Annotated in this window: 21 protein-coding genes; 12 read left to right on the top strand and 9 right to left on the bottom strand. The window is 72.5% G+C overall.

What is annotated here, in order from left to right; translation table 11 throughout:
- The first annotated feature begins 55 nt into the window (after positions 1 to 55).
- The 3 genes from M2266_RS09345 to M2266_RS09335 are packed head-to-tail and all read left to right on the top strand — an operon-like array spanning position 56 to position 3,084.
- Complete coding sequence (locus M2266_RS09345) at positions 56 to 997, top strand: RluA family pseudouridine synthase (protein WP_277437751.1); 942 nt, start codon at positions 56 to 58, stop codon at positions 995 to 997.
- Positions 997 to 1,446, top strand: a complete 450-nt coding sequence (locus tag M2266_RS09340) for a GNAT family N-acetyltransferase (protein ID WP_277437750.1) — start codon at positions 997 to 999, stop codon at positions 1,444 to 1,446. Before M2266_RS09345 ends, M2266_RS09340 begins: the two co-directional genes overlap by 1 nt.
- A gap of 57 nt (positions 1,447 to 1,503) precedes the next feature.
- Positions 1,504 to 3,084 (top strand): Na+/H+ antiporter, encoded by a 1,581-nt coding sequence (locus tag M2266_RS09335; RefSeq protein ID WP_277437749.1) that lies wholly within the window; start codon positions 1,504 to 1,506, stop codon positions 3,082 to 3,084.
- A gap of 48 nt (positions 3,085 to 3,132) precedes the next feature.
- Here the strand turns inward: M2266_RS09335 and M2266_RS09330 are convergent, their stop codons facing one another.
- Entirely contained in the window at positions 3,133 to 4,239 is a 1,107-nt protein-coding gene (locus M2266_RS09330) for a mechanosensitive ion channel domain-containing protein (RefSeq protein ID WP_277441125.1), read from the bottom strand.
- Positions 4,240 to 4,290: 51 nt separating this feature from the next.
- Between M2266_RS09330 and M2266_RS09325 the strand changes: the two genes are divergently transcribed.
- Positions 4,291 to 4,902 carry a dienelactone hydrolase family protein gene (locus M2266_RS09325; RefSeq protein ID WP_277437748.1) on the top strand — a complete coding sequence of 204 codons (612 nt, stop codon included), beginning with the start codon at positions 4,291 to 4,293 and terminating at the stop codon, positions 4,900 to 4,902.
- A gap of 42 nt (positions 4,903 to 4,944) precedes the next feature.
- On the opposite strand, the gene M2266_RS09320 is transcribed toward M2266_RS09325, so the two are convergent.
- From M2266_RS09320 to M2266_RS09300, 5 genes are all read right to left on the bottom strand, one after another.
- The gene (locus M2266_RS09320; RefSeq protein ID WP_277437747.1) at positions 4,945 to 5,949 is read right to left on the bottom strand and encodes a zinc metalloprotease; all 1,005 of its coding nucleotides are present in this window, start codon (positions 5,947 to 5,949) and stop codon (positions 4,945 to 4,947) included.
- A 167-nt stretch (positions 5,950 to 6,116) separates the two neighbouring features.
- Entirely contained in the window at positions 6,117 to 6,905 is a 789-nt protein-coding gene (locus tag M2266_RS09315) for a thioredoxin domain-containing protein (protein WP_277437746.1), read from the bottom strand.
- Positions 6,906 to 6,955: 50 nt separating this feature from the next.
- On the bottom strand, positions 6,956 to 7,618 hold the full coding sequence (locus M2266_RS09310; RefSeq protein ID WP_277437745.1) for a hypothetical protein: 663 nt from the start codon (positions 7,616 to 7,618) through the stop codon (positions 6,956 to 6,958).
- 59 nt (positions 7,619 to 7,677) lie between these two features.
- Positions 7,678 to 8,994, bottom strand: a complete 1,317-nt coding sequence (locus M2266_RS09305; RefSeq protein ID WP_277437744.1) for a DUF2252 domain-containing protein — start codon at positions 8,992 to 8,994, stop codon at positions 7,678 to 7,680.
- A 344-nt stretch (positions 8,995 to 9,338) separates the two neighbouring features.
- Complete coding sequence (locus M2266_RS09300) at positions 9,339 to 9,500, bottom strand: hypothetical protein (RefSeq protein ID WP_277437743.1); 162 nt, start codon at positions 9,498 to 9,500, stop codon at positions 9,339 to 9,341.
- 210 nt (positions 9,501 to 9,710) lie between these two features.
- Here M2266_RS09300 and M2266_RS09295 point away from each other — a divergent pair, with 210 nt between their 5' ends.
- From M2266_RS09295 to M2266_RS09280, 4 genes are all read left to right on the top strand, one after another.
- The gene (locus M2266_RS09295) at positions 9,711 to 10,961 is read left to right on the top strand and encodes an NYN domain-containing protein (protein WP_277437742.1); all 1,251 of its coding nucleotides are present in this window, start codon (positions 9,711 to 9,713) and stop codon (positions 10,959 to 10,961) included.
- Positions 10,962 to 11,128: 167 nt separating this feature from the next.
- Positions 11,129 to 12,097 (top strand): ABC transporter ATP-binding protein, encoded by a 969-nt coding sequence (locus M2266_RS09290; RefSeq protein WP_277441124.1) that lies wholly within the window; start codon positions 11,129 to 11,131, stop codon positions 12,095 to 12,097.
- 40 nt (positions 12,098 to 12,137) lie between these two features.
- A complete protein-coding gene (locus M2266_RS09285; RefSeq protein WP_277437741.1) occupies positions 12,138 to 12,980 on the top strand; it encodes an ABC transporter permease in 843 nt (280 codons plus the stop codon).
- A gap of 34 nt (positions 12,981 to 13,014) precedes the next feature.
- Positions 13,015 to 13,749 carry a hypothetical protein gene (locus M2266_RS09280; RefSeq protein ID WP_277437740.1) on the top strand — a complete coding sequence of 245 codons (735 nt, stop codon included), beginning with the start codon at positions 13,015 to 13,017 and terminating at the stop codon, positions 13,747 to 13,749.
- Positions 13,750 to 14,026: 277 nt separating this feature from the next.
- Here M2266_RS09280 and ybaK read toward each other — a convergent pair whose 3' ends face one another.
- From ybaK to M2266_RS09265, 3 genes are all read right to left on the bottom strand, one after another.
- Positions 14,027 to 14,533, bottom strand: a complete 507-nt coding sequence (ybaK, locus tag M2266_RS09275; RefSeq protein ID WP_277437739.1) for a Cys-tRNA(Pro) deacylase — start codon at positions 14,531 to 14,533, stop codon at positions 14,027 to 14,029.
- 16 nt (positions 14,534 to 14,549) lie between these two features.
- Positions 14,550 to 15,272 (bottom strand): LON peptidase substrate-binding domain-containing protein, encoded by a 723-nt coding sequence (locus tag M2266_RS09270; protein WP_277441123.1) that lies wholly within the window; start codon positions 15,270 to 15,272, stop codon positions 14,550 to 14,552.
- A gap of 94 nt (positions 15,273 to 15,366) precedes the next feature.
- On the bottom strand, positions 15,367 to 16,935 hold the full coding sequence (locus M2266_RS09265) for an oxidoreductase (protein ID WP_277437738.1): 1,569 nt from the start codon (positions 16,933 to 16,935) through the stop codon (positions 15,367 to 15,369).
- A gap of 132 nt (positions 16,936 to 17,067) precedes the next feature.
- Here M2266_RS09265 and hisD point away from each other — a divergent pair, with 132 nt between their 5' ends.
- From hisD to M2266_RS09245, 4 genes are read left to right on the top strand one after another with little or no spacing between them, the layout of a single operon-like run.
- Positions 17,068 to 18,402 (top strand): histidinol dehydrogenase, encoded by a 1,335-nt coding sequence (gene hisD / locus M2266_RS09260; RefSeq protein ID WP_277437737.1) that lies wholly within the window; start codon positions 17,068 to 17,070, stop codon positions 18,400 to 18,402.
- The gene (locus tag M2266_RS09255; RefSeq protein WP_277437736.1) at positions 18,399 to 19,502 is read left to right on the top strand and encodes a histidinol-phosphate transaminase; all 1,104 of its coding nucleotides are present in this window, start codon (positions 18,399 to 18,401) and stop codon (positions 19,500 to 19,502) included. The genes hisD and M2266_RS09255 overlap by 4 nt, the downstream gene beginning before the upstream one ends.
- The gene (gene hisB, locus M2266_RS09250) at positions 19,499 to 20,092 is read left to right on the top strand and encodes an imidazoleglycerol-phosphate dehydratase HisB (RefSeq protein WP_277437735.1); all 594 of its coding nucleotides are present in this window, start codon (positions 19,499 to 19,501) and stop codon (positions 20,090 to 20,092) included. The genes M2266_RS09255 and hisB overlap by 4 nt, the downstream gene beginning before the upstream one ends.
- Positions 20,089 to 20,241 carry a hypothetical protein gene (locus M2266_RS09245; protein ID WP_277437734.1) on the top strand — a complete coding sequence of 51 codons (153 nt, stop codon included), beginning with the start codon at positions 20,089 to 20,091 and terminating at the stop codon, positions 20,239 to 20,241. Before hisB ends, M2266_RS09245 begins: the two co-directional genes overlap by 4 nt.
- Positions 20,242 to 20,246: the final 5 nt, after the last annotated feature.

The raw sequence follows: 20,246 nt of genomic DNA, 5'->3' as shown, positions 1-20,246 counted from the left end.
CCGGTACCGGGCCGCCGGGACGGAGCTGCCACCGCCGTCCGTCATACTCGACCAGGTGAGTACCCTTCCCGAGACCCGGACCCTGCCCGTACCCGACGGCCTAGAAGGCGAGCGCGTCGACGCCGCCATCGCGCGTATGTTCGGCTTCTCGCGCACCAAGGCGGCGGAGCTGGCTGCTTCGGGGAAGGTCTCCATCGACGGCAGCCCCGCGATGAAGTCCGACCGGGTGCACGGCGGAGCCTGGCTGGAGGTCGAGATGCCGGCGCCGCCCCAGCCCGTGCGGATCGTGGCCGAGGCCGTCGAGGGCATGGTCATCGTGCATGACGACGACGACCTCGTGGTGATCTCCAAGCCCGTCGGCGTGGCCGCGCACCCCAGCCCCGGCTGGACCGGCACGACCGTCATCGGCGGCCTCGCCGCCGCCGGCTACCGCATCTCCACCTCCGGCGCCGCCGAGCGCCAGGGCATCGTGCACCGGCTCGACGTGGGCACCTCGGGGCTGATGGTCGTCGCCAAGTCCGAGCGCGCGTACACGCTGCTCAAGCAGCAGTTCCGCGAGCGCGTCGTCGACAAGCGCTACCACGCGCTGGTGCAGGGCCACCCGGACCCGATGAGCGGCACCATCGACGCCCCCATCGGCCGGCACCCGAACCACGACTACAAGTGGGCCGTGATCGCCGAGGGCAAGCCCAGCGTCACGCACTACGACCTCATCGAGGCGTTCCGGCACGCCAGCCTGCTCGACATCAAGCTGGAGACCGGCCGCACGCACCAGATCCGGGTGCACATGTCCGCCCACCGCCACCCCTGCGTCGGCGACCTCACCTACGGCGCGGACCCCACCCTCTCCAAGCGCCTCGGCCTGAGCCGCCAGTGGCTGCACGCGGTGAAGCTCGGCTTCGAGCACCCGTCGGACGGCCGCTGGGTGGAGTTCGAGAGCGCGTACGCCGACGACCTCCAGCACGCCCTCGACGTCGTCCGGGAGGACAGCGTCTGATGGACGTCCGGGTGATCGCGGCACGGGACGCCGAGGGCATGGCGGCCGTGCACGCCATCCGCCGCGAGGTCTTCGTCGTCGAGCAGAACGTGCCGGCGGAGCTGGAGTTCGACGGCAAGGACGACCGCGCCGTGCACGTGCTGGCCCCGGACGCCGGGACCGGCCGGCTGCTGCTGGGTGCCGACGCCGCCGCCAAGAACGGCGGCGACCCGGACACCGCGGTCCTGGGCCGGCTCGCCGTGCTGAAGCCCGCCCGCGGCACCGGCGTCGGCGCCCGGCTGGTCGCCGCCCTGGAGGACGAGGCCCGCAGGCTCGGGCTCGCGGGCGTCTACCTGGAGGCCCAGGTGCACGCGATCGCCTTCTACGAGCGGCTCGGCTACACCGCGTTCGGGCCGGAGTTCCCCGACGCGGGCATCGCGCACCGTGCCATGCGGCGCTCCCTGGGCTGACGCCCCGCCTGTGGCACCCTGAGCGTTCATTCCCAGGCATCCCAGGAGCCGCCCACCGTGGATCAGCTCGTCCTCTTCTTCACGCTCATGCTCGCGGCCATCGTCATGGTGCCGCTGGGCGACCGGATGGGGCTGCCGTCGCCGGTCCTGATGACCCTGTTCGGCATCGTCCTGGCCCTGCTGCCGCAGGTCCCGAACGTGCAGATCGACCCCGACCTGATCCTGCCGGTGGTCCTGCCGCCGCTGCTCTACGCGTCCGTGCAGCGCACCTCCTGGCGGCAGTTCGCGGTCAACAAGCGGGCGATCTTCCTGCTGGCGGTCGCCCTGGTCTTCGTCACGACGGCGGCCGTCGCGGTCGTCGCCCACGCGATCGTCCCCGGGGTGACGATCGCCGCCGCGGTCGCGCTCGGCGCGCTGGTGGCGCCGCCGGACCCGGTGGCCGCGACCGCGGTGGCCGGGAGCCTGGGGCTGCCGCGCCGGATGGTGTCGATCCTGGAGGGCGAGGGGCTGTTCAACGACGTCACCGCGATCGTGCTCTACCACGTGGCGATCGCCGCAGCCGTGACCGGGAAGTTCTCCGCCGTGCACGCGGCCGGCGAACTGGTGCTCTCCGCCGTGGTCGCCATCGCGGTCGGGGTCACGCTGGGGTGGGCCGCCAACAAGCTCATGGGGTACGTCGGCGACCCGGTCCTGCAGATCGGGCTGACGCTGCTGGTCCCGTTCGCCTCCTACGGCCTCGCCGAGGAGCTGGGCGGCTCGGGTGTCCTCGCGGTGCTCACCACCGCGCTCTTCCTGGCCGAGCACGCGGTGGGCGCGGACGACGTGACGGCCCGGCTGGCCGGCGCCACGTTCTGGGAGATCGTCGACACCCTCGTCACCGGCGTCGCCTTCGGCCTCATCGGGCTGGAGCTGCACAAAGTGTTCGCCGTGGGCGCCGGCCGTTGGGGCTCGATGCTCACGCACGCCGGGGCGGTCGTCGCGGTCGTCGTCGGGGTCCGGCTGCTGTGGCTGCTGCCGGCCGCCTGGCTGGCCCGCCGGTGGCGGGACCGGCGGCACGACGAGGACATCCCCATGACGTGGCGGGAGACCGTCGTCGTGTGGTGGGCGGGGATGCGCGGCGTGGCGTCCGTCGCGCTGGCCCTCGCGATCCCGCTGACCTCGGACGCCGGGCCCTTCCCGGCCCGCGACGAGCTGCTGTTCATCGCCTTCGCGGTGGTCCTGGCCACCCTGGTCCTGCAAGGCCTGACGCTGCCCTGGCTGGTCAGGAGGCTGGGCGTGCGCGGGAACATCGACGCCGAGCACGACCTGGAGCGGCGGCTCGCGCTGCGCGCCACCAAGGCGGCCAAGCAGCGGCTGCGGGAGATCGAGCAGGACGAGCCGCTCAACGAGGAGGTGTCGGAGATGCTCCAGCGGCGCGCCTTCGACCTCGGCGTCCGGATCTCCCCCGACATCGTCGACGACGACCGGCGCGAGTCGCACGCCCGGCGCACCGACCGGCTGCGCGCCATACAGCGGATCCAGGCCGAGATGATGTCCGCCGCCCGGCACGAGGTGCTGTCGGCCCGTAGCGAGCCGGACGCCGACCCGGAGGTCGTGGACCGGGTCCTGCGGCTGCTGGACCTGCGGTCGGTGCGCTGAGCCCCACCGGGACAGCCCTCAGGCCAGGCGGGACTTTCGCAACACCCTTTACCGCGCGCCCGGCCCCGGCCCGATGTCGTCGGAGGTGGGCTGGGGGGCGGGCGGCCGCGGCGGCTCCGCGTCCAGTCCCGGCGCGATCGCGGTGTTGATCCGGGGCAGGGCGTACGGGTGCTCCCGGCGCACCCACTCCAGCAGGCTCTCGCGGACGACGCAGCGGACGGTGAAGATGTCGTCCGCGTCCTTGGCGGTGACCAGCGCCCGCACCTGGATGGTGGTCGGGGTGGTGTCGATGACGACCAGCCCCCAGGCGCGGCCGTCCCACTGCTCGCACTCCTTGAGCACCCGGTGCAGCTGGTCGCGCATCAGGTCGATCGGGGCCGAGTGGTCCAGGTGGAAGAAGACGGTGCCGGTCATCATCGGGTCGCCGCGCGACCAGTTCTCGAACGGCTTGCTGGTGAAGTACGACACAGGCATCGTGATCCGGCGCTCGTCCCAGGTCCGCACGGTCAGATACGTGAGGGTGATCTCCTCGACGGTGCCCCACTCGCCGTCGACCACCACGGTGTCGCCGATCCGCACCATGTCGCCGAAGGCGATCTGCAGCCCGGCGAAGACGTTGCTCAGGGTGGACTGGGCCGCGACACCGGCGACGATGCCGATGATCCCGGCCGAGGCCAGCATCGAGGCGCCGATCGTGCGCATCTCGGGGAACGTGAACAGCATCGCGGCGATCGCCACCACGATGACGACGGCGGTCACCACCCGCTGGATCAGCGTCACCTGGGTGCGGACCCGCCGGACCCTGGCCACGTTGTGCGAGGTCGAGGCGTAGCGGTCGTAGGAAGCGTCCACCACCGCCGACGCGACGCGCACCGCCAGCCAGGCGCACACGCCGATCAGCACCAGGCTCAGACCCTGGCCGACTGCCGCCTTGTGGCCCTTGGCGAGGTGCGCGGCCGGGTACGAGGCGCGGAGCAGGGCCGTGCACAGCACCAGCTGGAACGGGATCCGGCAGCGGCGCAGCAGCCCCCACAGCGGTGTCTCGGGGTGCCGGGCGTCGATTTTGAGGAGCGCCTTGTCCACGGCCCAGCCGACCACCAGGGTCACCACCACCGATGCTCCGATGACGATCACTGGTCGCAGCACGTTTTCCATGTCCACACGGGCTCCTTCCGGGTGCTTTGTCCCCCCGACGGTACTGGCACCATGGACGCGTACCCGACCGCGAGTGAAGGCAGCCCCGTGAAAATCGTGATGTTCCACTCGGCCTACGGGCTGCGGCCCGCCGTGCGCGAGGCCGCCGAACGACTGCGTGCCGCAGGGCACGAGGTGCATCTCCCCGACCTCTACGACGGGCGGACGGCCGACACCGTCGAGGAGGGGATGAGGATCAAGGACGAGATCGGCCGCGAGGAGCTCCTCCAGCGGGCGGTCGCCGCCGCGGCGCCGCACTCCGACCAGGGGCTCGTCTACGCCGGCTTCTCGCTCGGCGGCTCCATCGCGCAGACGCTGGCGCTGGGCGACGAGAAGGCCCGCGGTCTGCTGCTCCTGCACGGTACGTCGGACATCGCGGAGGGCGCGGTCACGGACGGGCTGCCGGTGCAGCTGCATGTGGCGGAGCCGGATCCGTTCGAGTCGGAGGACTGGCTCAACGCGTGGTACCTGCGGATGGGCAAGGCGGGCGCGGACGTCGAGGTGCACCGGTACCGGGGGGCGGGTCACCTCTACACGGACCCGGACCTGCCGGACTTCGACGCGGAGGCCGCGGAGCGGACGTGGGCGGTCGCGCTCGGATTCCTGGCGGAACTCGACGCCTGACGGTGTGGAGGGGCCGGGCCGCACGGCCGGCCCCTCCGTTCCTCAGCTGGCGCGGTAGGACAGCCAGGAGTCCTTCATGCGCTGGACCTGGCCCGGGGTGAACTGGGTCATGCAGGAGTCGTACGTGTAGTCCATGAAGTTCTTGATCGGGTCCAGGCCCTCGGCGGCGCAGGTGTCGCTGCCGACGGGGCACTCGAAGGCGGGCTCGCCTTCCTGCGGGGTGTCGGCGACGTAGTCGCCCGGCTCCGTGCAGCCGTCCTGGAACGTGTGGTAGAGCCCGAGCCAGTGGCCGACCTCGTGGGTCGCGGTGTCACCCTCGTTGTAGTTGGTGACGGCTCCACCGGGGATGGACTGGTCGAGGATGACGACGCCGTCGTTCTTCGGGTCGCCCGGGTACCACTCGGGGAAGGTCGCCCAACCGAGCAGTCCGCCGCCGAGGTTGGCGCTGTAGAGGTTGAGGCTGCTCACCCCGCCCTTGCGGAGCTTGGTCTTCATGGCCTTCTCCTCGGCCGTGTCGGGCGCGACGTTGTACCAGGCCGCGTTGTCCGTGTAGTCGGTCTTGAGCAGCTTGAACGTGAACGGGGTGGCGGTGTTGCCGTCGCCCTGCCCGGCGTACGCCTTGTTCAGGACATCGATCTGACCGGCTATCTGCTCGGCGGTCAGCTTGCCGGTGGCGCCGTCGTGGATGACGTGCCAGTAGACGGGGATCGAGATCGCCTTCGCCTTGACGGAGTTGACCCCCGCCCGCCGCAGCGAGGCGGTGCGGTTCTTCAGGTCGCGGTCCATCGCCTTGGCCTGCGCCGGGGTGAGGGCGTTGGGCTCGTGGGCGGTCGCGCCGGGCATCTCGCGGGCCGCGCCGTTCCCAGCAGTGCCCTCCGCACACTGCTGGGTGGCCGACGTCTTCGCGGTGCTCTGGTGGGCGCTGACCGTGCCCGCCGAGGCGGCCACAGGGGTGAACGCGAGGGCTCCCGCGATGGCTGCCGCGCCGAGCAGGCGGCGTGGGGCGCGACCGGTGAGTCGGGCGGCGAGTCGGACGGAGGAACGCATAGTTCTCCTCAACTTCACGACGGCAAAGGCGGCTGGTAACCGCTGCTGCGGAGGTTATAGAGGATCTCCATATGCGCATCAGGGCGGGAATCAGCCCCGGCATAGGCCACGTGGCCGGAAACGGACTGTGCCGGGGACCTCTCGGAGGTCCCCGGCACAGGCAGGGCTTACTTGGTGCCGAGCTGCTTGTTGATCTGCGTCATGAGGTCGGCGGACTCGAGCGCCTTGCCGTCGAGCTTGATGGTCGGCGTGTTCTGGACGCCGGCGTCGTCGAAGGCCTTGGACGTGGTGAGGGCCCACTTGTCGTAGGTGCCGCTCTTCACCGCGGTCTCGAACGTCTTGTTCCCCTTGAGCGCGGGAATGTCCTGCGCCAGCTTGATGAGGCTGTCGTCACTGGCGAAGACGTCGGGGCCCGACTCCTCCGGGTGGTGGGCCTTGGAGTACAGCAGCGTGTGGTACGCCGTGAACGCGTCGACGCTCACGTTCGTGGCCGCTCCCAGGGCGCTGAGCGCGTTCTTCGATCCGGTGCCGGTGAGGTTCCGGTCGAGGAACGTGCCGAAGTGGTACGTGATCTTGTACTTGTTGTCCTTCGCGCCCTTGAGGACCGCGTCGCCGGACTCCTGCTCGAAGGCCGCGCAGGCGGGGCAGCGCGGGTCCTCGAAGAGGTCCAGGTTGTGCTTGTTCTTCGGGTCGCCGACGATGACCGTCGTGCCGTCGGTGCCCGAGGCGTTGGCCGGCTTGACGAGGGCCTTCTTCGCCGCGGCCTCCCACTCGCCGGGCTTGTTCATCTGGTTCACGGCCACGGCGACGCCGCCGGCTATCGCGAGCGCCGCGATGACCGCGCCGCCGACCAGCAGCTGGCGCTTGAGCTTGGCCTTCTTCGCGTGCTTCTCGCGTTCGGCGCGCAGCCGGTCACGGGCTGCCTGCTTGTTGGCCTGGCTGTTTCTGTTGCTCATGGGGAAAGGGTCTCCGTGTCGGTACGTGGGTGTGGTGGGCGGGCCGGTGGTCAGCGAGTGACCAGCGACGGCGGACCACGCCGTACCAGGGAGTGCAGCAGCGGCCGGAACCGCGGGCCCTCGGCCGCGCCGGGCCGGGAGCGGGGCAGCCGCGGCCGGACGGCCGGGGTGCGCAGCGCGGCCACCGCGACGAGCAGCGGCCGGAACGCGGCGGCGGCCGCCGCGCGGACGACGCGCTGCAGGCCGGCCTCACCGCGCCGTACCCACCAGGAGGCGAGCAGCCCGACGGTGACGTGGGCCGCCAGCAGCAGCCACGGGCCGGTCGTCGGGTCGGTGGCGGCGGGCGCCCCGGGAACGGCGGCGAGCGGCGAGCCGACCTGGCCGCCGTCGCACAGCAGTGCCTCGTTGAAGGAACGCCAGGAGCCGGTGACCGGTCCGCCGCCGGGGCCGTAGCAGGTGTGCTGGCCCGCGGTGAACAGCGTGTCCACCGCCAGTTCCAGCGGCACCAGCATCCCGGCGATGGGCCAGAAGCCGCGCTCCTGGCCGCCGAGCGCGTAGGCCAGCGCGAAGACGGCGCCGTAGGCCCCCGCCACCGTGGTCAGCGGCAGGGGCGTGTGCGACATCAGCACGTGCGAGGTGGAGGAGAGAGTGACGCACAACGCCGCGAAGAGGGCGGCCCGAAGCGCCCTCAGCGGTGGTCGTATGCCCTTCATGGCGGAGAGTGTGCCATGCCGGTCGGTAGGTGGAACCTAAAGGGCGGCAACCTGTGTGACTAAAGTCCCGGGATGCGTCCGTTGCGGAACAGGTCGACGAAGATCTGGTGGTCCGCGCGGGCTCGGGCGCCGTAGCTGTGGGCGAAGTCCACCAGCATCGGGGCGAAGCCCTCCTCGTCCCGTCCGATGGCCTCGTCGATCGCGTCCTCGGTGGAGAAGGGCACCAGCGAGTGGCCGCTCTCGTCGTCCGCGGCGGCGTGCATCGCGGCGGTCGCCCGGCCGAGGTCGGCGACCACGGCCTCGATCTCCGCCGGGTCGTCGAGGTCCGACCAGTCGAGGTCCACCGCGTACGGGGAGACCTCGGCGACCAGCTGGCCGACGCCGTCCAGCTCGGTCCAGCCGAGCCATTGGTCGGCGTGGGCCTGCAGGGCACGCTGGGAGATCACCGTGCGGTGGCCCTCGTGCCGGAAGTAGCCGCGCACCGCCGGATCGGTGATGTGCCGGGAGACCGCGGGCGTCTGCCCCTGCTTCATGTAGATCACGACGTCGTTCTCCAACGCGTCGGTGGTGCCCTCCAGCAGCAGGTTGTACGAGGGCAGCCCGGCGCTGCCGATGCCGATGCCGCGGCGGCCGACGACGTCCTTGACGCGGTGGCTGTCCGGGCGGATCCGGCTGGACTCGGGGAGGGTCCGCAGATACGAGGCGAAGGCGGCGAGCACCTTCTCGCGCGTCGCGTCGTCCAGCTCGATGGCGCCGCGGCCGGGCAGGAAGCGGCGGTCCCAGTCGCGGACCTCGGTCATGGAGTCGAGCAGCCCGAAGCGGGTCTGCGAGCGGGCGTGCCGCAGCGCGCCGAGCAGCGGGCCCCGCGCGGTGTCCAGGGTGAGCGGCGGCAGCCCCTCATCCTTGGCGAGCTCGCGGATGCGGTCGCGGTAGGCGGCGGCGTAGGTGCGCACCAGGCCGGTGATCGTGTCGTCGCCGAGCGCCTTGGTGTAGCCGATGAGGGCGACGGAGGCGGCGAAGCGCTTCAGGTCCCAGGTGAACGGGCCGACGTAGGCCTCGTCGAAGTCGTTGACGTTGAAGACCAGCCGGCCGTTGGCGTCCATGTAGGTGCCGAAGTTCTCGGCGTGCAGGTCGCCGTGGATCCACACCCGGCCGGTGCGCTGGTCCACGTACGGTCCGCTGTCCTCGCCGTCCTCCAGGTCGGAGTAGAACAGGGAGGCGGTGCCCCGGTAGAAGGCGAACGCGGACGCGGCCATCTTGCGGAATTTGACGCGGAACGCGGCCGGGTCGGCGGCCAGCAGCTCGCCGAAGGCGGTGCCGAAGACGTCGAGGATCTTCGTGCCGCGCTGCTCGTCGGTGGTGTGTGCGGTGGGCATCGCTGCCGCCCCTCCAGGGCTCGTACCGGAGATCTTCCGACGGGCGAGCCTACGCGGCGGGCCCCCGGCCGACGGGGGCGGGACGGCCCACCGCGGTCCCGGCAGGGATCGGCTCGGCCCCCGGAGGGATCGGCGCGGTCCCGGGGCGCGGGGGAATACCCGTTCGCAAATACCCGGGACCGGATAACACGGTAGATGGCGCATACCGGTATTGAATATGCCGGGGACGAGGAATTCGATCGTACGTTCCCTGAGGGGCGGTTGGGAAAACAGCGGGAGCGGCGGTACCCCGGGGCCCAGGGGCACCGCCGCTCCGGACCGGTCGCGTGCGACCGGTCCGAGGGTCAGTTGTGGCCGAACCTCTTCTGCTGCCGGCGGGAGACCTGCTCCGAGGTCGGAAGCACCTGCTCCTGGGCGGCGCTGCTCTTCGCCTGCTCCTGCGCTTCGGTGGCCTGGCTGCGTTCCTTCTCCTGGCCTTCGTGCTGGCGATTCTTGTTCTTACCCACGATCGTCCCTCCTATAGGGGATCTCGGACGTTGAACCGCTATCAGGCTTGCACGTGCGTACGAAGCGCGCATTTCGGGCAGGTGGTGGTGGAAGACCCCCTCAATTTCGGAAACCGCCACGCCGATGATCGAGTTCCGGCTTATAGCGTCCCGATATTGGGGCAGACTCGGGGAAAATTCGTGCCGGGGGACGACCGGAAGAGGTGCAACATGGACCGCTGCGTTGTCCTGGTGGACGCCGGATATCTCCTGGGCGCCGCGGCGAGCCTTCTGGCCGGTGAACCCTCCCGGTCGCGGATCACCGTCGACCACGCCGCCGTGGTCGCGGGTCTGCGCGAACGCGCCGAACTGGAGACGGGCCAGCCGCTGCTGCGCATCTACTGGTTCGACGGTGCCCCCGACCGCGTCCCGCAGCCGGAGCACCGGCGGCTGCGCGTCATGCCCCGGGTCACCGTCCGGCTGGGCGCGCTGACCAGGACCGACGGCCGCTGGGCGCAGAAGGGCGTCGACGCCGCCATGCACGCCGAGCTCTCCGAGCTCGCCCGCAACCGGGCCTGCTCCGACGTGGTGCTGGTGACCGGCGACGGCGATCTGCTGCCCGGCATGATGTCCGCGAAGGAGCACGGAGTCGCCGTCCACCTGTGGGCCGTGCAGGCCGCCGACGGGGACTACAACCAGTCCGAGGACCTGGTCGCCGAGGCGGACGAGCGCCGGGTGCTCGACCGCGAGTGGATCACCCGGGCGATCCGGGCCCGCGAGGTCGCCGGCGTCTGCGCGCCGCCCACTCCGCGCCCCGAGATCCAGGCGATCCTCTCCGCGCCGCTGCCCGAGCCCGCGGGCTCGACCAGCGGTTCCGGGCGCCCGGACCCCCTCCCCGGCGCCCTCCCGGCGAAGAACGGCTCCAGCCCGGCGCCCGCCGGCACCGAACACCCGGACGCGGCTGCCGCCGCTGCCGCCGCCAAGGGGGTGCCCACCCCCAAGGACCTCGCGGTGCTCGGCCGCGTCCAGCAGGCCCCGACCCCGCACCCCGCCCCCAACGCCACGCTCCGCTGGTCCTCCGACAAGACCTGGTCGGAACGCGGCCCCGGCAACGGACCGGACGTGCCGGACACCAGCGGCCTGCCGACGCTCGCCACGCTCACCAGCGCGGAGCAGCGCTGGGCGGACCGGGAGGCCGACATCACCGCGGTCAGCGGCGACCCCTTCGAGGTCGGTCAGGTCTTCGCCCGCCGCTGGATCGCCCGCCTCACCGACGCCGCCCATCTGCAGTCCCTGTCCACGCACTACCCGCGGGTACCGCACCGCATCGACGGCGAGCTGCTCCGCTACGCCGCGCGCTTCGGGCTCCTCGCGCACAAGGACGACCAGATCGACGAGCACGACCGCTACGCCATCCGGGCCGGCTTCTGGCGCGAGGTCGACGCCCGCACGGTCGCCGAACACGCCCCCGCGGGCGACTGACATTCGACCGTCGAACAGAATGTCGGACCAGCGCCTTCCGGTTCGGCATTCGGCGGCAGAAGCGGCCCCGAGGCGCGCACCGGGCGCCGCGACGCGTACTCTCGATCCTCGTGAGTACGGGCACGGAGCAGGCGGCGCCCAGCACAGCCGCCACCACCCGCGACGCGGTGATCGCCGTACGCGGGCTGGTCAAGACCTACCCGGCCGGGCGCGGCCGGCGAGGCGCCGCGACCCCTGCCGTCCGCGCGAGCGACGGCATCGACCTCGACATCCGGCGCGGCGAGATCTTCGGCCTGCTCGGGCCCAACGGTGCCGGCAAGTCCACCCTCGTGCGCCAGCTCACCGGACTGCTGCGACCGGACTCCGGCGCCATCGACATGCTCGGGCACGACCTCGTACGCCACCCCGAACGCGCCTCCCGGCTCGTCGGCTACCTCGGGCAGGAGTCCACCGCCCTGGACGAACTGACCGTGTCGCTGGCCGCCGAGACCACCGGCCGGCTGCGCGGGCTGGACGCGCGGGCCGCGCGGGCCGAGCGCGACGCCGTGCTGGCGGAACTGGGCCTCACCGAGCTGGCGGGACGGGCCATCGGCCGGCTCTCCGGCGGGCAGCGGCGGCTGGCGTGCTTCGCCGCGACGCTGGTGGGGGAGCGGCCGGTGCTGGTCCTGGACGAGCCGACCGCCGGCATGGACCCGGTCGCCCGGCGGGCGGTGTGGGCCGCGGTCGACCGCCGCCGCGCCGAGCACGGGGCCACGGTCGTGCTGGTCACGCACAACGTCCTGGAGGCCGAGACCGTACTCGACCGCGTCGCCGTGATCGACAACGGGCGGGTCATCGCCTGTGACACCCCGGCCGGCCTCAAGGTGCTCGTCGCCGACGAGGTCAGGCTCGACCTGGTCTGGCGCGACGAGCCGCCGCTGCTGCTGCCCGAGGTGGCGGCGCTGCGCTCCGCCGCCCAGATCTCCGGCCGCCGCTGGACGCTCCGGCTCCCCCAGACGCGGGCCCGTGCCGTGATCGCCGAGATCACCGGCGGGCAGGCCTTCGCCGCACTCGACGACTTCACGCTCGCCACCCCGAGCCTCGAAGACGTGTACCTGGCCCTCGGCGGCCGTCAGAAGGGACTGGTCAAGGCATGACCTCCGCCGCCTGTGACGGGCTGCCGCCGGAAGCCGTCCGATGAGCGCCGCCGCACCCGTGGTGCCGGGCGCGACCGCCGCGACCCCCGGCAGCGCCCCGGCCGTCCGCGCGGACACCTCCGCCGCCCCGCTCGCGCCCCGCGCCCGGCTGCTGCCCGCGCTGGGCGCCGTGTACCGGGCGCAGCTGTCCCGCGCCCGGGTGGCGCGGATCCCGCTGCTGTTCGTGGCGACGTTCCAATCGGTCGGCATCATGGTGATGCTGCGCGGGGTCGTCGACGGCGGCGACGCCGACGCGGCGCGCTCGGTGGTCGCCGGGTCCAGCGTGCTGGTCGTGGCCTTCGTCGCGCTCAACCTGCTCGCCCAGTACTTCGGCCGGCTGCGCGCCTCCGGCGGACTCGACCACTACGCGACGCTGCCGGTGCCGCCGGCGGCGGTGGTGCTGGGCGCGGCGGGCGCGTACGCCTCGTTCACGGTGCCCGGCACGATCGCCACTGCGGTCACCGGATGCGTCCTGTTCGACCTGCCGCTGGTGAACCTGTGGGTGCTGGCGGCGGTGGTCCCGCTCGCCGGAGCCGCGCTGGCCGGCCTCGGCGCCGCGCTGGGGCTGCTCGCCCCGAAGCAGGAACTGGCCACCTTGTTCGGCCAGTTGGGCATGTCGGCCGCGTTGCTGCTGGGGGTGCTGCCGGCCGCGAACATGCCCGCGCCGATCGCTCTCGTCCGCGATCTGCTCCCCTCGACGTACGGGGTGGAGGCCTTCGCCCGCACCTTCGACCCGCATCCGGACTGGGTCATGGTGGGCGTGGACCTGTCGGTGTGCGCGGCCGTCGGCGTGGTGTCCCTGGCCGCTGCCACCTGGGCGTACCGCCGAGCCGCCTGCCGGTGAAGCGGGCCACTGCCGGACCTGGCACGATGGTCGGGTGACCGCACCCCTGACGCCGCACGACCAGCCCCCGTCCCTGCCGCAGTACCCGGGCGCGGAGTTCTCCGGCGACGCATCGAAGGGCGGACGTGCGGCCTTCACCGCGGAACTGCGGGAAGGCGCGCTGGTCGCCCTGGCGGTGGCGGTGACCGGGGTCGTGCTCGGGCTGCTGTGGCTGTGGCTCGCGCCCCTCATCCCGATGGTCTCCGACGGCAAGGCCATCTACCTCAAGGACAGCGAGGGCGAGGAGGCGGTCGGCGCCGACGGCACCTTCGTGCTGCTGGGCCTCGCGATGGGCGCCGTGACGGCCGCCCTGGTCTTCTGGCGCCGGCGGCGCGGCGGCATCGGCGTTGTCCTCGGCCTGGCGGCCGGCGGCGTGCTCGGCTCGGTCATCGCCTGGCGCCTCGGCGTCTGGCTCGGCCCGACGAGCGACCTGATCGCCCATGCCAAGGAGGTCGGCCCGAAGGTCGTCTTCGACGGCCCGCTGCGGCTGCGCGCCAAGGGCGCCCTCGTCGCCTGGCCGGCCGCGGCCATGCTCGTTCACCTCTGTCTGACCTCGGCCCTCGGGCCGCGGGAACCGCAGCAGCCGCAGTCCTGGGACACCTCGTATCCGGCCCCGCACCCGGCGCCCGGTCCGGCTCAAGGCCCGGAGGCGTTCCCGGCCCCGCCGGCCGAGGACCACCCGCCCGCCCAGGGACCCGGCGAGCAGGGCCCTTGGCAACGGGGCTCCTGACCCGAGGGGCCCTGAGCGCGGGGGTTTCGGGATCTACGCCGGCCGTCGGCCGTGATTGGCGCGGCGCTTCTTGATCCGCCACTTGCGCATGCGGGTGCGTCGGGACATGGTGTCGGCTCCCCTCGGTCGCGGGTGCTGCGTCGGGGACACCGTGCGCGCCCGGGGCGCGATCGTCCAGAGGGACCGCGGGGTTCCGTCAATTCGGCCGGATCGGACCGGTCGGATCGGACCGGTCCGATCCGACGTTCAAATCAGACGTTCGGGTCAGACGATTGGATCAGACCGCCGCGATCCGCGCGATCGGCGCGGTCTTCGCGGACGTGAGCCGGACCAGGTCCTGTGGGGCGAGTTCGACCTCGAGGCCGCGCTTGCCCGCCGAGACGAACACCGTGGCGTGGGTCAGCGCCGAGACGTCCACGACCGTGGGCAGCCGTTTGCGCTGGCCCAGCGGGGAGATGCCGCCGAGCACATAACCCGTGGTGCGTTCGGCCGCCGCGGGGTCGGCCATCGCGGCGCGCTTGCCGCCGGCCGCGGACGCGAGCGCCTTGAGGTCGAGCGACCCGGCCACCGGGACCACGGCGACGGTCAGCGTCCCGTCGACGTCGGCGACCAGCGTCTTGAACACCCGCCCGGGAGCCGTGCCCAGCGCCTCGGCGGCCTCGCCGCCGTACGAGGCGGCCGCCGGGTCGTGCGCGTAGGCGTGGACGGTGAAGGCCGCGCCGTCCCGCTCCAGCGCGACGGTGGCGGGCGTCCCGCCCCCCTTCGCCGGGGACTTTTTGGCCATCGGGGACCACCTTCCGTCAGTTGAGGCTGGCCGGCTGACGGGTCAGGTCGACGGCGGGCAGCGAGGGCAGCTTGCCGATCAGGGCGGCCTCGCGGCGCAGCAGCGGCAGTTCGGCCGCGAGCCGGGCCGCGGTGTCCGGCGCCTCCAGCAGCAGCTGCTTCGCCGGCGTCTCGAAGATCGTCGCGGCGGCCACCAGATACGACAGCACGGACGGGTCGTCGGGCAGTTCCTGCACCGTGACGAGCGTGCGGTCCTGCGCTCCGGCGAGGCGCTTCTGATACGTGCGGAAGGCCCTGGCGACACCCGCGGCCAGTGTGCCCGCCCCCTCGCCCTGCTCCTCCGGCAGCTCCTCCACCTCGGCCGTCAGATACGGCCCCGACGCGTCGACCGACAGCAGCCGGAAGCGGGTGGTGCCGGTGGCGACCAGCTCGAAACCGCCGTCCTCCCGTTCGCCGATGGTGGCGGCCTCCGCGATGCACCCGACCTGGAACAGCGACGTGAACGGGTCGGGGCCGAGCCCCGCCCCGGCTGTGGTGTCCACCCCGTCGGGGCCGGTCGGAGCCACCTCGGTCCCGTCCTTGATGGCGACCACGGCGAAGCGGCGCGGAGCGTCCTCGGGCATCGCGAGCAGATCGCCCACGAGCGCGCGGTACCGCTCCTCGAAGATGTGCAGGGGCAGCACGAGACCCGGGAAAAGGGCCGAGCTCAGCGGGAAGAGCGGAAGGCGAGCGGTCACAATCGGACAGCGTACGTCCTGCTCCGGTCGCCGGACGGGGTGCTTTCGCCGCGCAAGCTTCACCGGGTCGCCCCGTACCGTCCCTTCCGACCCGGCGCTACCCCCTGCGCAGCAGCCGGGAGGCGCCCGCCGCGACGGTGGTGGCCAGGATCCAGCCCAGCAGCACGAGGGCGGTGGCCGCCCACTGCGCTCCGCCGGACGGGTTCCAGGCGCTGTCCTGGCCCAGGTCGATCACGGGCAGCAGCAGGTCGAGGGCGTACAGCGGCGCGCTCCAGTGCGGGGCCTCGCCGGGATTGAGCGCGGGTGGCGCGTGCAGGGTGAAGAAGGCCGTGCCGACCGCCCACAGCACCGCCATCCACAGCGCGGCCCGGCCGGGCCGGTAGCCGTACCCGACGGTGATGTCCTGGAGGTACCCCCAGACCCGGCCCGCCGGCGGCAGCACCTCGCGGCGGCGGCGCTGCTTGGCGAGCAGCACCTCGCGGGCCTCGGAGTCCTCACCGCCGGCCCGCAGCGCCGAGGCGAGATGCTCGTACGGTTCCGGGCTGTACTCGGGCGTGGCGGCGGCCAGCCAGGCGATGCGGTCCCGCATCGGGAACGCCCCCGCCGGGCTGAGCGTGGTGTAGCTGAAGCCCGCCAGGTCCAGCCCGCCGGACTCCGGCCAGCTCTGCCGGGTGTCGGTGAGATTGCCCACCCGGGCGCCGGCCAGCGAGACGGTGCCGGTCGGCGGCTGGCCGAGCGTGAAGCGCAGTTCCGGGGTCTGGATCCGGCGCAGCGACAGCTGCTGGTTGCCGGTGAGCCGGAACCGCGCCCGGGTGATGATCACCGCGTTGCCGAACCTGCCGTCGTCCAGCCGGACGGCGCCGGTGCAGCTGAAGTTGCGGGTTCGCACCCCGGCGGGCGGGGTCCCGCCGATGTCGCTGCCGGTCGCGATCCAGCCCGCGCTCAGGTACAGCGTGTGCTCGACGGTGACCCGCGCCGCGTTCAGCGCGTAGCGGCCGTAGGGGTTGTGCAGCAGGCTGCCGCGCAGGCTCAGCCGGCCGCCGATGCGCGCGCTGCGCAGGCTGATCTCGCCGGTGGCGTGCATCAGCTCGGCCTCGACGTCCTGGGCGACGCTGAGCCCGTCGGCGGCGATCGCCCGCCCGTGCCGGTCGCGCCCCACCGTGAGCTGGTTGAGCAGCAGGTCGGTGCCGATGTGCGCGTCGGTGAGCCGGATCCCGCCCTCGACGGAGCACTGCGGCAGGTGCAGGTCACCGGTGGTGGTGAGGCGGGCCGCCTCCAGTCGCGGGATCGAGCAGTGCACCATGCGCAACGTCGTGAACTGGCACTCGGGCAGCAGGATCTGCTGGTCGAAGTGGCAGTCGTGCAGCTCGACGTACGGGGTGACCTGGCCGCCCGACAGGTTCAGCTGGCCGCTGATCCGGGCACCGGAGAGCTTGACGCACGCGACGCGCCCGGGCTCGGCGGGCGGGCCGTCCAGCAGGAGCGTGGCGATCACCTCGGCGCGCACCGTCCGCTCCGGGCCCCAGGGCCGGTCGGTGGCCGGGTCGTCCCGCTCGGGGATGCCGGTGCGCAGGTCCTGCACCACCCCGCGGCGGTAGGCGGTCCACAGATCCTGTTCGGTCCGGGTCCAGTCCTCCGGCGCCCTGATCCCCGACCCCTCGACCACCGCGTCCCCTCCCGATCCCGCGTCACGCGCCGCGACAGACGGAACGGTAGCCGGACCGGAGATCATCGGCGGGACGTATCAGGGAGTGGAACCGGAGAACGGCCGAGAACAGCGTTCCCTACACTTGACAGGGTGATCTCCCGAATCGATCTGCGTGGTGCCGCCTTCCCCGAGGGCGGTATCGACCGCGACCTGCTGCCCCGTGCCGAGTTCGACGTGGAAGCCGCCCTCGACCGGGTGCGGCCCATCTGCGAGGACGTACGCCATCGGGGGACCGCGGCGCTGATCGACTACGCGCAGAAGTTCGACGGCGTCACCCTGGACCGCGTCCGGGTGCCCGCCGAGGCGCTGTCGACCGCCCTGGCGGAGCTGGACCCGAAGATCCGCGCCGCCCTGGAGGAGTCCATCCGCCGGGCCAGGATCGTCCACCGCGAGCAGCGCCGCACCGACACGACGGTGCAGGTCGTGCCCGGTGGCACGGTCACCGAGCGCTGGGTGCCCGTCGAGCGCGTCGGGCTCTACGTGCCGGGCGGCCTGGCCGCCTACGCGTCGTCCGTGGTCATGAACGTGGTCCCGGCGCAGGAGGCCGGCGTCGAGGGCATCGCCGTCTCGTCGCCCCCGCAGAAGGCCAATTTCTCCGAAGAGTTCGGCGGCGGCCTGCCCAACCCGACGATCCTCGCCGCGTGCGCCCTGCTCGGTGTGGACGAGGTGTACGCGGCCGGCGGCGCCCAGGCCATCGCGATGTTCGCGTACGGCACCGAGGAGTGCCGCCCGGTCAACCTGGTCACCGGCCCGGGCAACATCTACGTCGCCTCGGCGAAGCGGCTGCTCAAGGGCCGGATCGGCATCGACGCCGAGGCCGGTCCGACCGAGATCGCCGTCCTCGCCGACGCCACCGCCGACCCGGTGCACGTCGCCGCGGACCTGATCAGCCAGGCCGAGCACGACACCCTGGCGGCGGCCGTGCTGGTCACCACCTCGGTGGAGCTGGCCGAGCGGGTCGAGAAGGAGCTGGCCGCGCAGGTCGCCGCCACCAAGCACAGCGAGCGCATCCTGACCGCGCTGGCCGGGCGGCAGTCGGCCGTGGTGCTGGTCGACACGATCGACCAGGGCCTCGCCGTCGTCGACGCCTACGGCGCGGAGCACCTGGAGATCCAGACCGCGGACGCCGCGGCCGTCGCCGCCCGGGTCCGCAATGCCGGCGCGATCTTCGTCGGCGCCTACGCCCCCGTCTCGCTCGGCGACTACTGCGCCGGCTCCAACCACGTCCTGCCCACCGGCGGCTGCGCCTGCCACTCCTCGGGCCTGTCCGTGCAGTCCTTCCTGCGCGGCATCCACGTCGTGGACTACAGCCGCGACGCCCTGGCCGAGGTCACCCACCACGTGGTGACGCTCGCGGACGCGGAGGACCTGCCGGCGCACGGTGCCGCCCTGCGGGCGCGGTTCGACTGGCAGGTGCCGCAGTGACCGGCATCGACGACCTCCCCATCCGGGACGAGCTGCGCGGCCAGACCCCCTACGGCGCACCGCAGCTCGACGTCCCCGTGCGGCTCAACACCAACGAGAACCCGTATCCGCTGCCCGAGGCTCTCGTCCGGCGGATCGGCGAGCGGGTCACCGCCGCCGCCCGGGAGCTGAACCGCTACCCGGACCGGGACGCGGTGGAGCTGCGCACCGAGCTGGCCGCGTACCTCGGCCGCACCGCCGGGCACCAGGTCTCCCGCGAGCAGGTGTGGGCGGCCAACGGCTCGAACGAGGTCATCCAGCAGTTGCTGCAGACCTTCGGTGGCCCCGGGCGCAGCGCGATCGGCTTCGAGCCCTCGTACTCGATGCACGCGCTGATCTCGCGCGGCACCGGAACCGAGTGGATCTCCGGGCCGCGCCGTGCGGACTTCACCATCGACGTCGACGCCGCCGCGGTGGAGATCGCCGCCCGCCGTCCCGACGTCGTCTTCATCTGCTCGCCGAACAACCCCACCGGCACGGCGGTCGCCGCCGAGACCGTGCTGGCGCTCCACGACGCCGCGCAGGCCGCGAAGCCGTCGCTGGTCGTCGTGGACGAGGCGTACGTCGAGTTCTCGCACCGCCCGTCGCTGCTGCCGCTCATCGAGGGCCGGCCGAACCTGGTGGTCAGCCGCACCATGTCGAAGGCGTTCGGCGCGGCCGGGCTGCGGCTGGGCTACCTCGCCGCGGATCCGGCCGTCGTGGACGCCGTCCAGCTGGTGCGCCTGCCGTACCACCTGTCGGCCGTCACCCAGGCCACCGCGCTCGCCGCGCTGGAGCACACCGATACGCTGCTGGGGTACGTCGCGCAGCTCAAGGCCGAGCGGGACCGCCTGGTTACCGAGTTGCGCGCCCTGGGCTGTGAGGTCACGGACTCCGACGCGAACTTCGTGCAGTTCGGCCGGTTCGCGGACAGCCACGCCGCCTGGCAGGCGATCCTCGACCGCGGGGTCCTCGTCCGCGACAACGGTGTACCGGGATGGCTGCGGGTCACCGCGGGCACCCCGGAGGAGAACGACGCGTTCCTGGACGCGGTTCGCGCAATGCTGAAGGAGACCGTATGACCCGCGTGGGCCGTGTGGAACGCACCACCAAGGAGACATCCGTCGTCGTCGAGATCGACCTGGACGGCAGGGGCGACGTCTCCGTCTCCACCGGTGTCGGCTTCTACGACCACATGCTCGACCAGCTCGGCCGCCACGGACTCTTCGACCTGTCGGTCAAGACCGAGGGCGACCTGCACATCGACACCCACCACACCATCGAGGACACCGCCCTCGCGCTCGGCGCCGCCTTTCGGCAGGCGCTCGGCGACAAGGTCGGCATCTACCGCTTCGGCAACTGCACGGTGCCGCTGGACGAGTCCCTCGCCCAGGTCACCGTCGACCTGTCGGGCCGTCCGTACCTGGTGCACTCCGAGCCCGAGAACATGGCTCCCATGATCGGCTCGTACGACACGACGATGACCCGGCACATCCTGGAGTCCTTCGTCGCGCAGGCGCAGATCGCCCTGCACGTCCACGTCCCGTACGGCCGCAACGCGCACCACATCGTGGAGTGCCAGTTCAAGGCGCTGGCCCGCGCCCTGCGGTACGCCTCCGAGCGTGACCCGCGCGCGGCCGGCATCCTCCCCTCGACCAAGGGCGCACTGTGAACACCGCATCGACCGTCTACATCGTCCTCGGGCTCTTCCTCGCCGGCGGCGTCTACTCCTTCTGGAAGCAGAAGCTCCCGACGGGCGTCATCGTCCTGCTCGGCATCGGTGCGCTCATGGCGTTCGGTGCCGGCGTGATGTCGCTGTAGGGGGC

The organism is Streptomyces sp. SPB162, from assembly GCF_029504575.1.
Lineage (GTDB): Bacteria > Actinomycetota > Actinomycetes > Streptomycetales > Streptomycetaceae > Actinacidiphila.
This window is presented reverse-complemented; position numbering and strand designations above follow the sequence as displayed.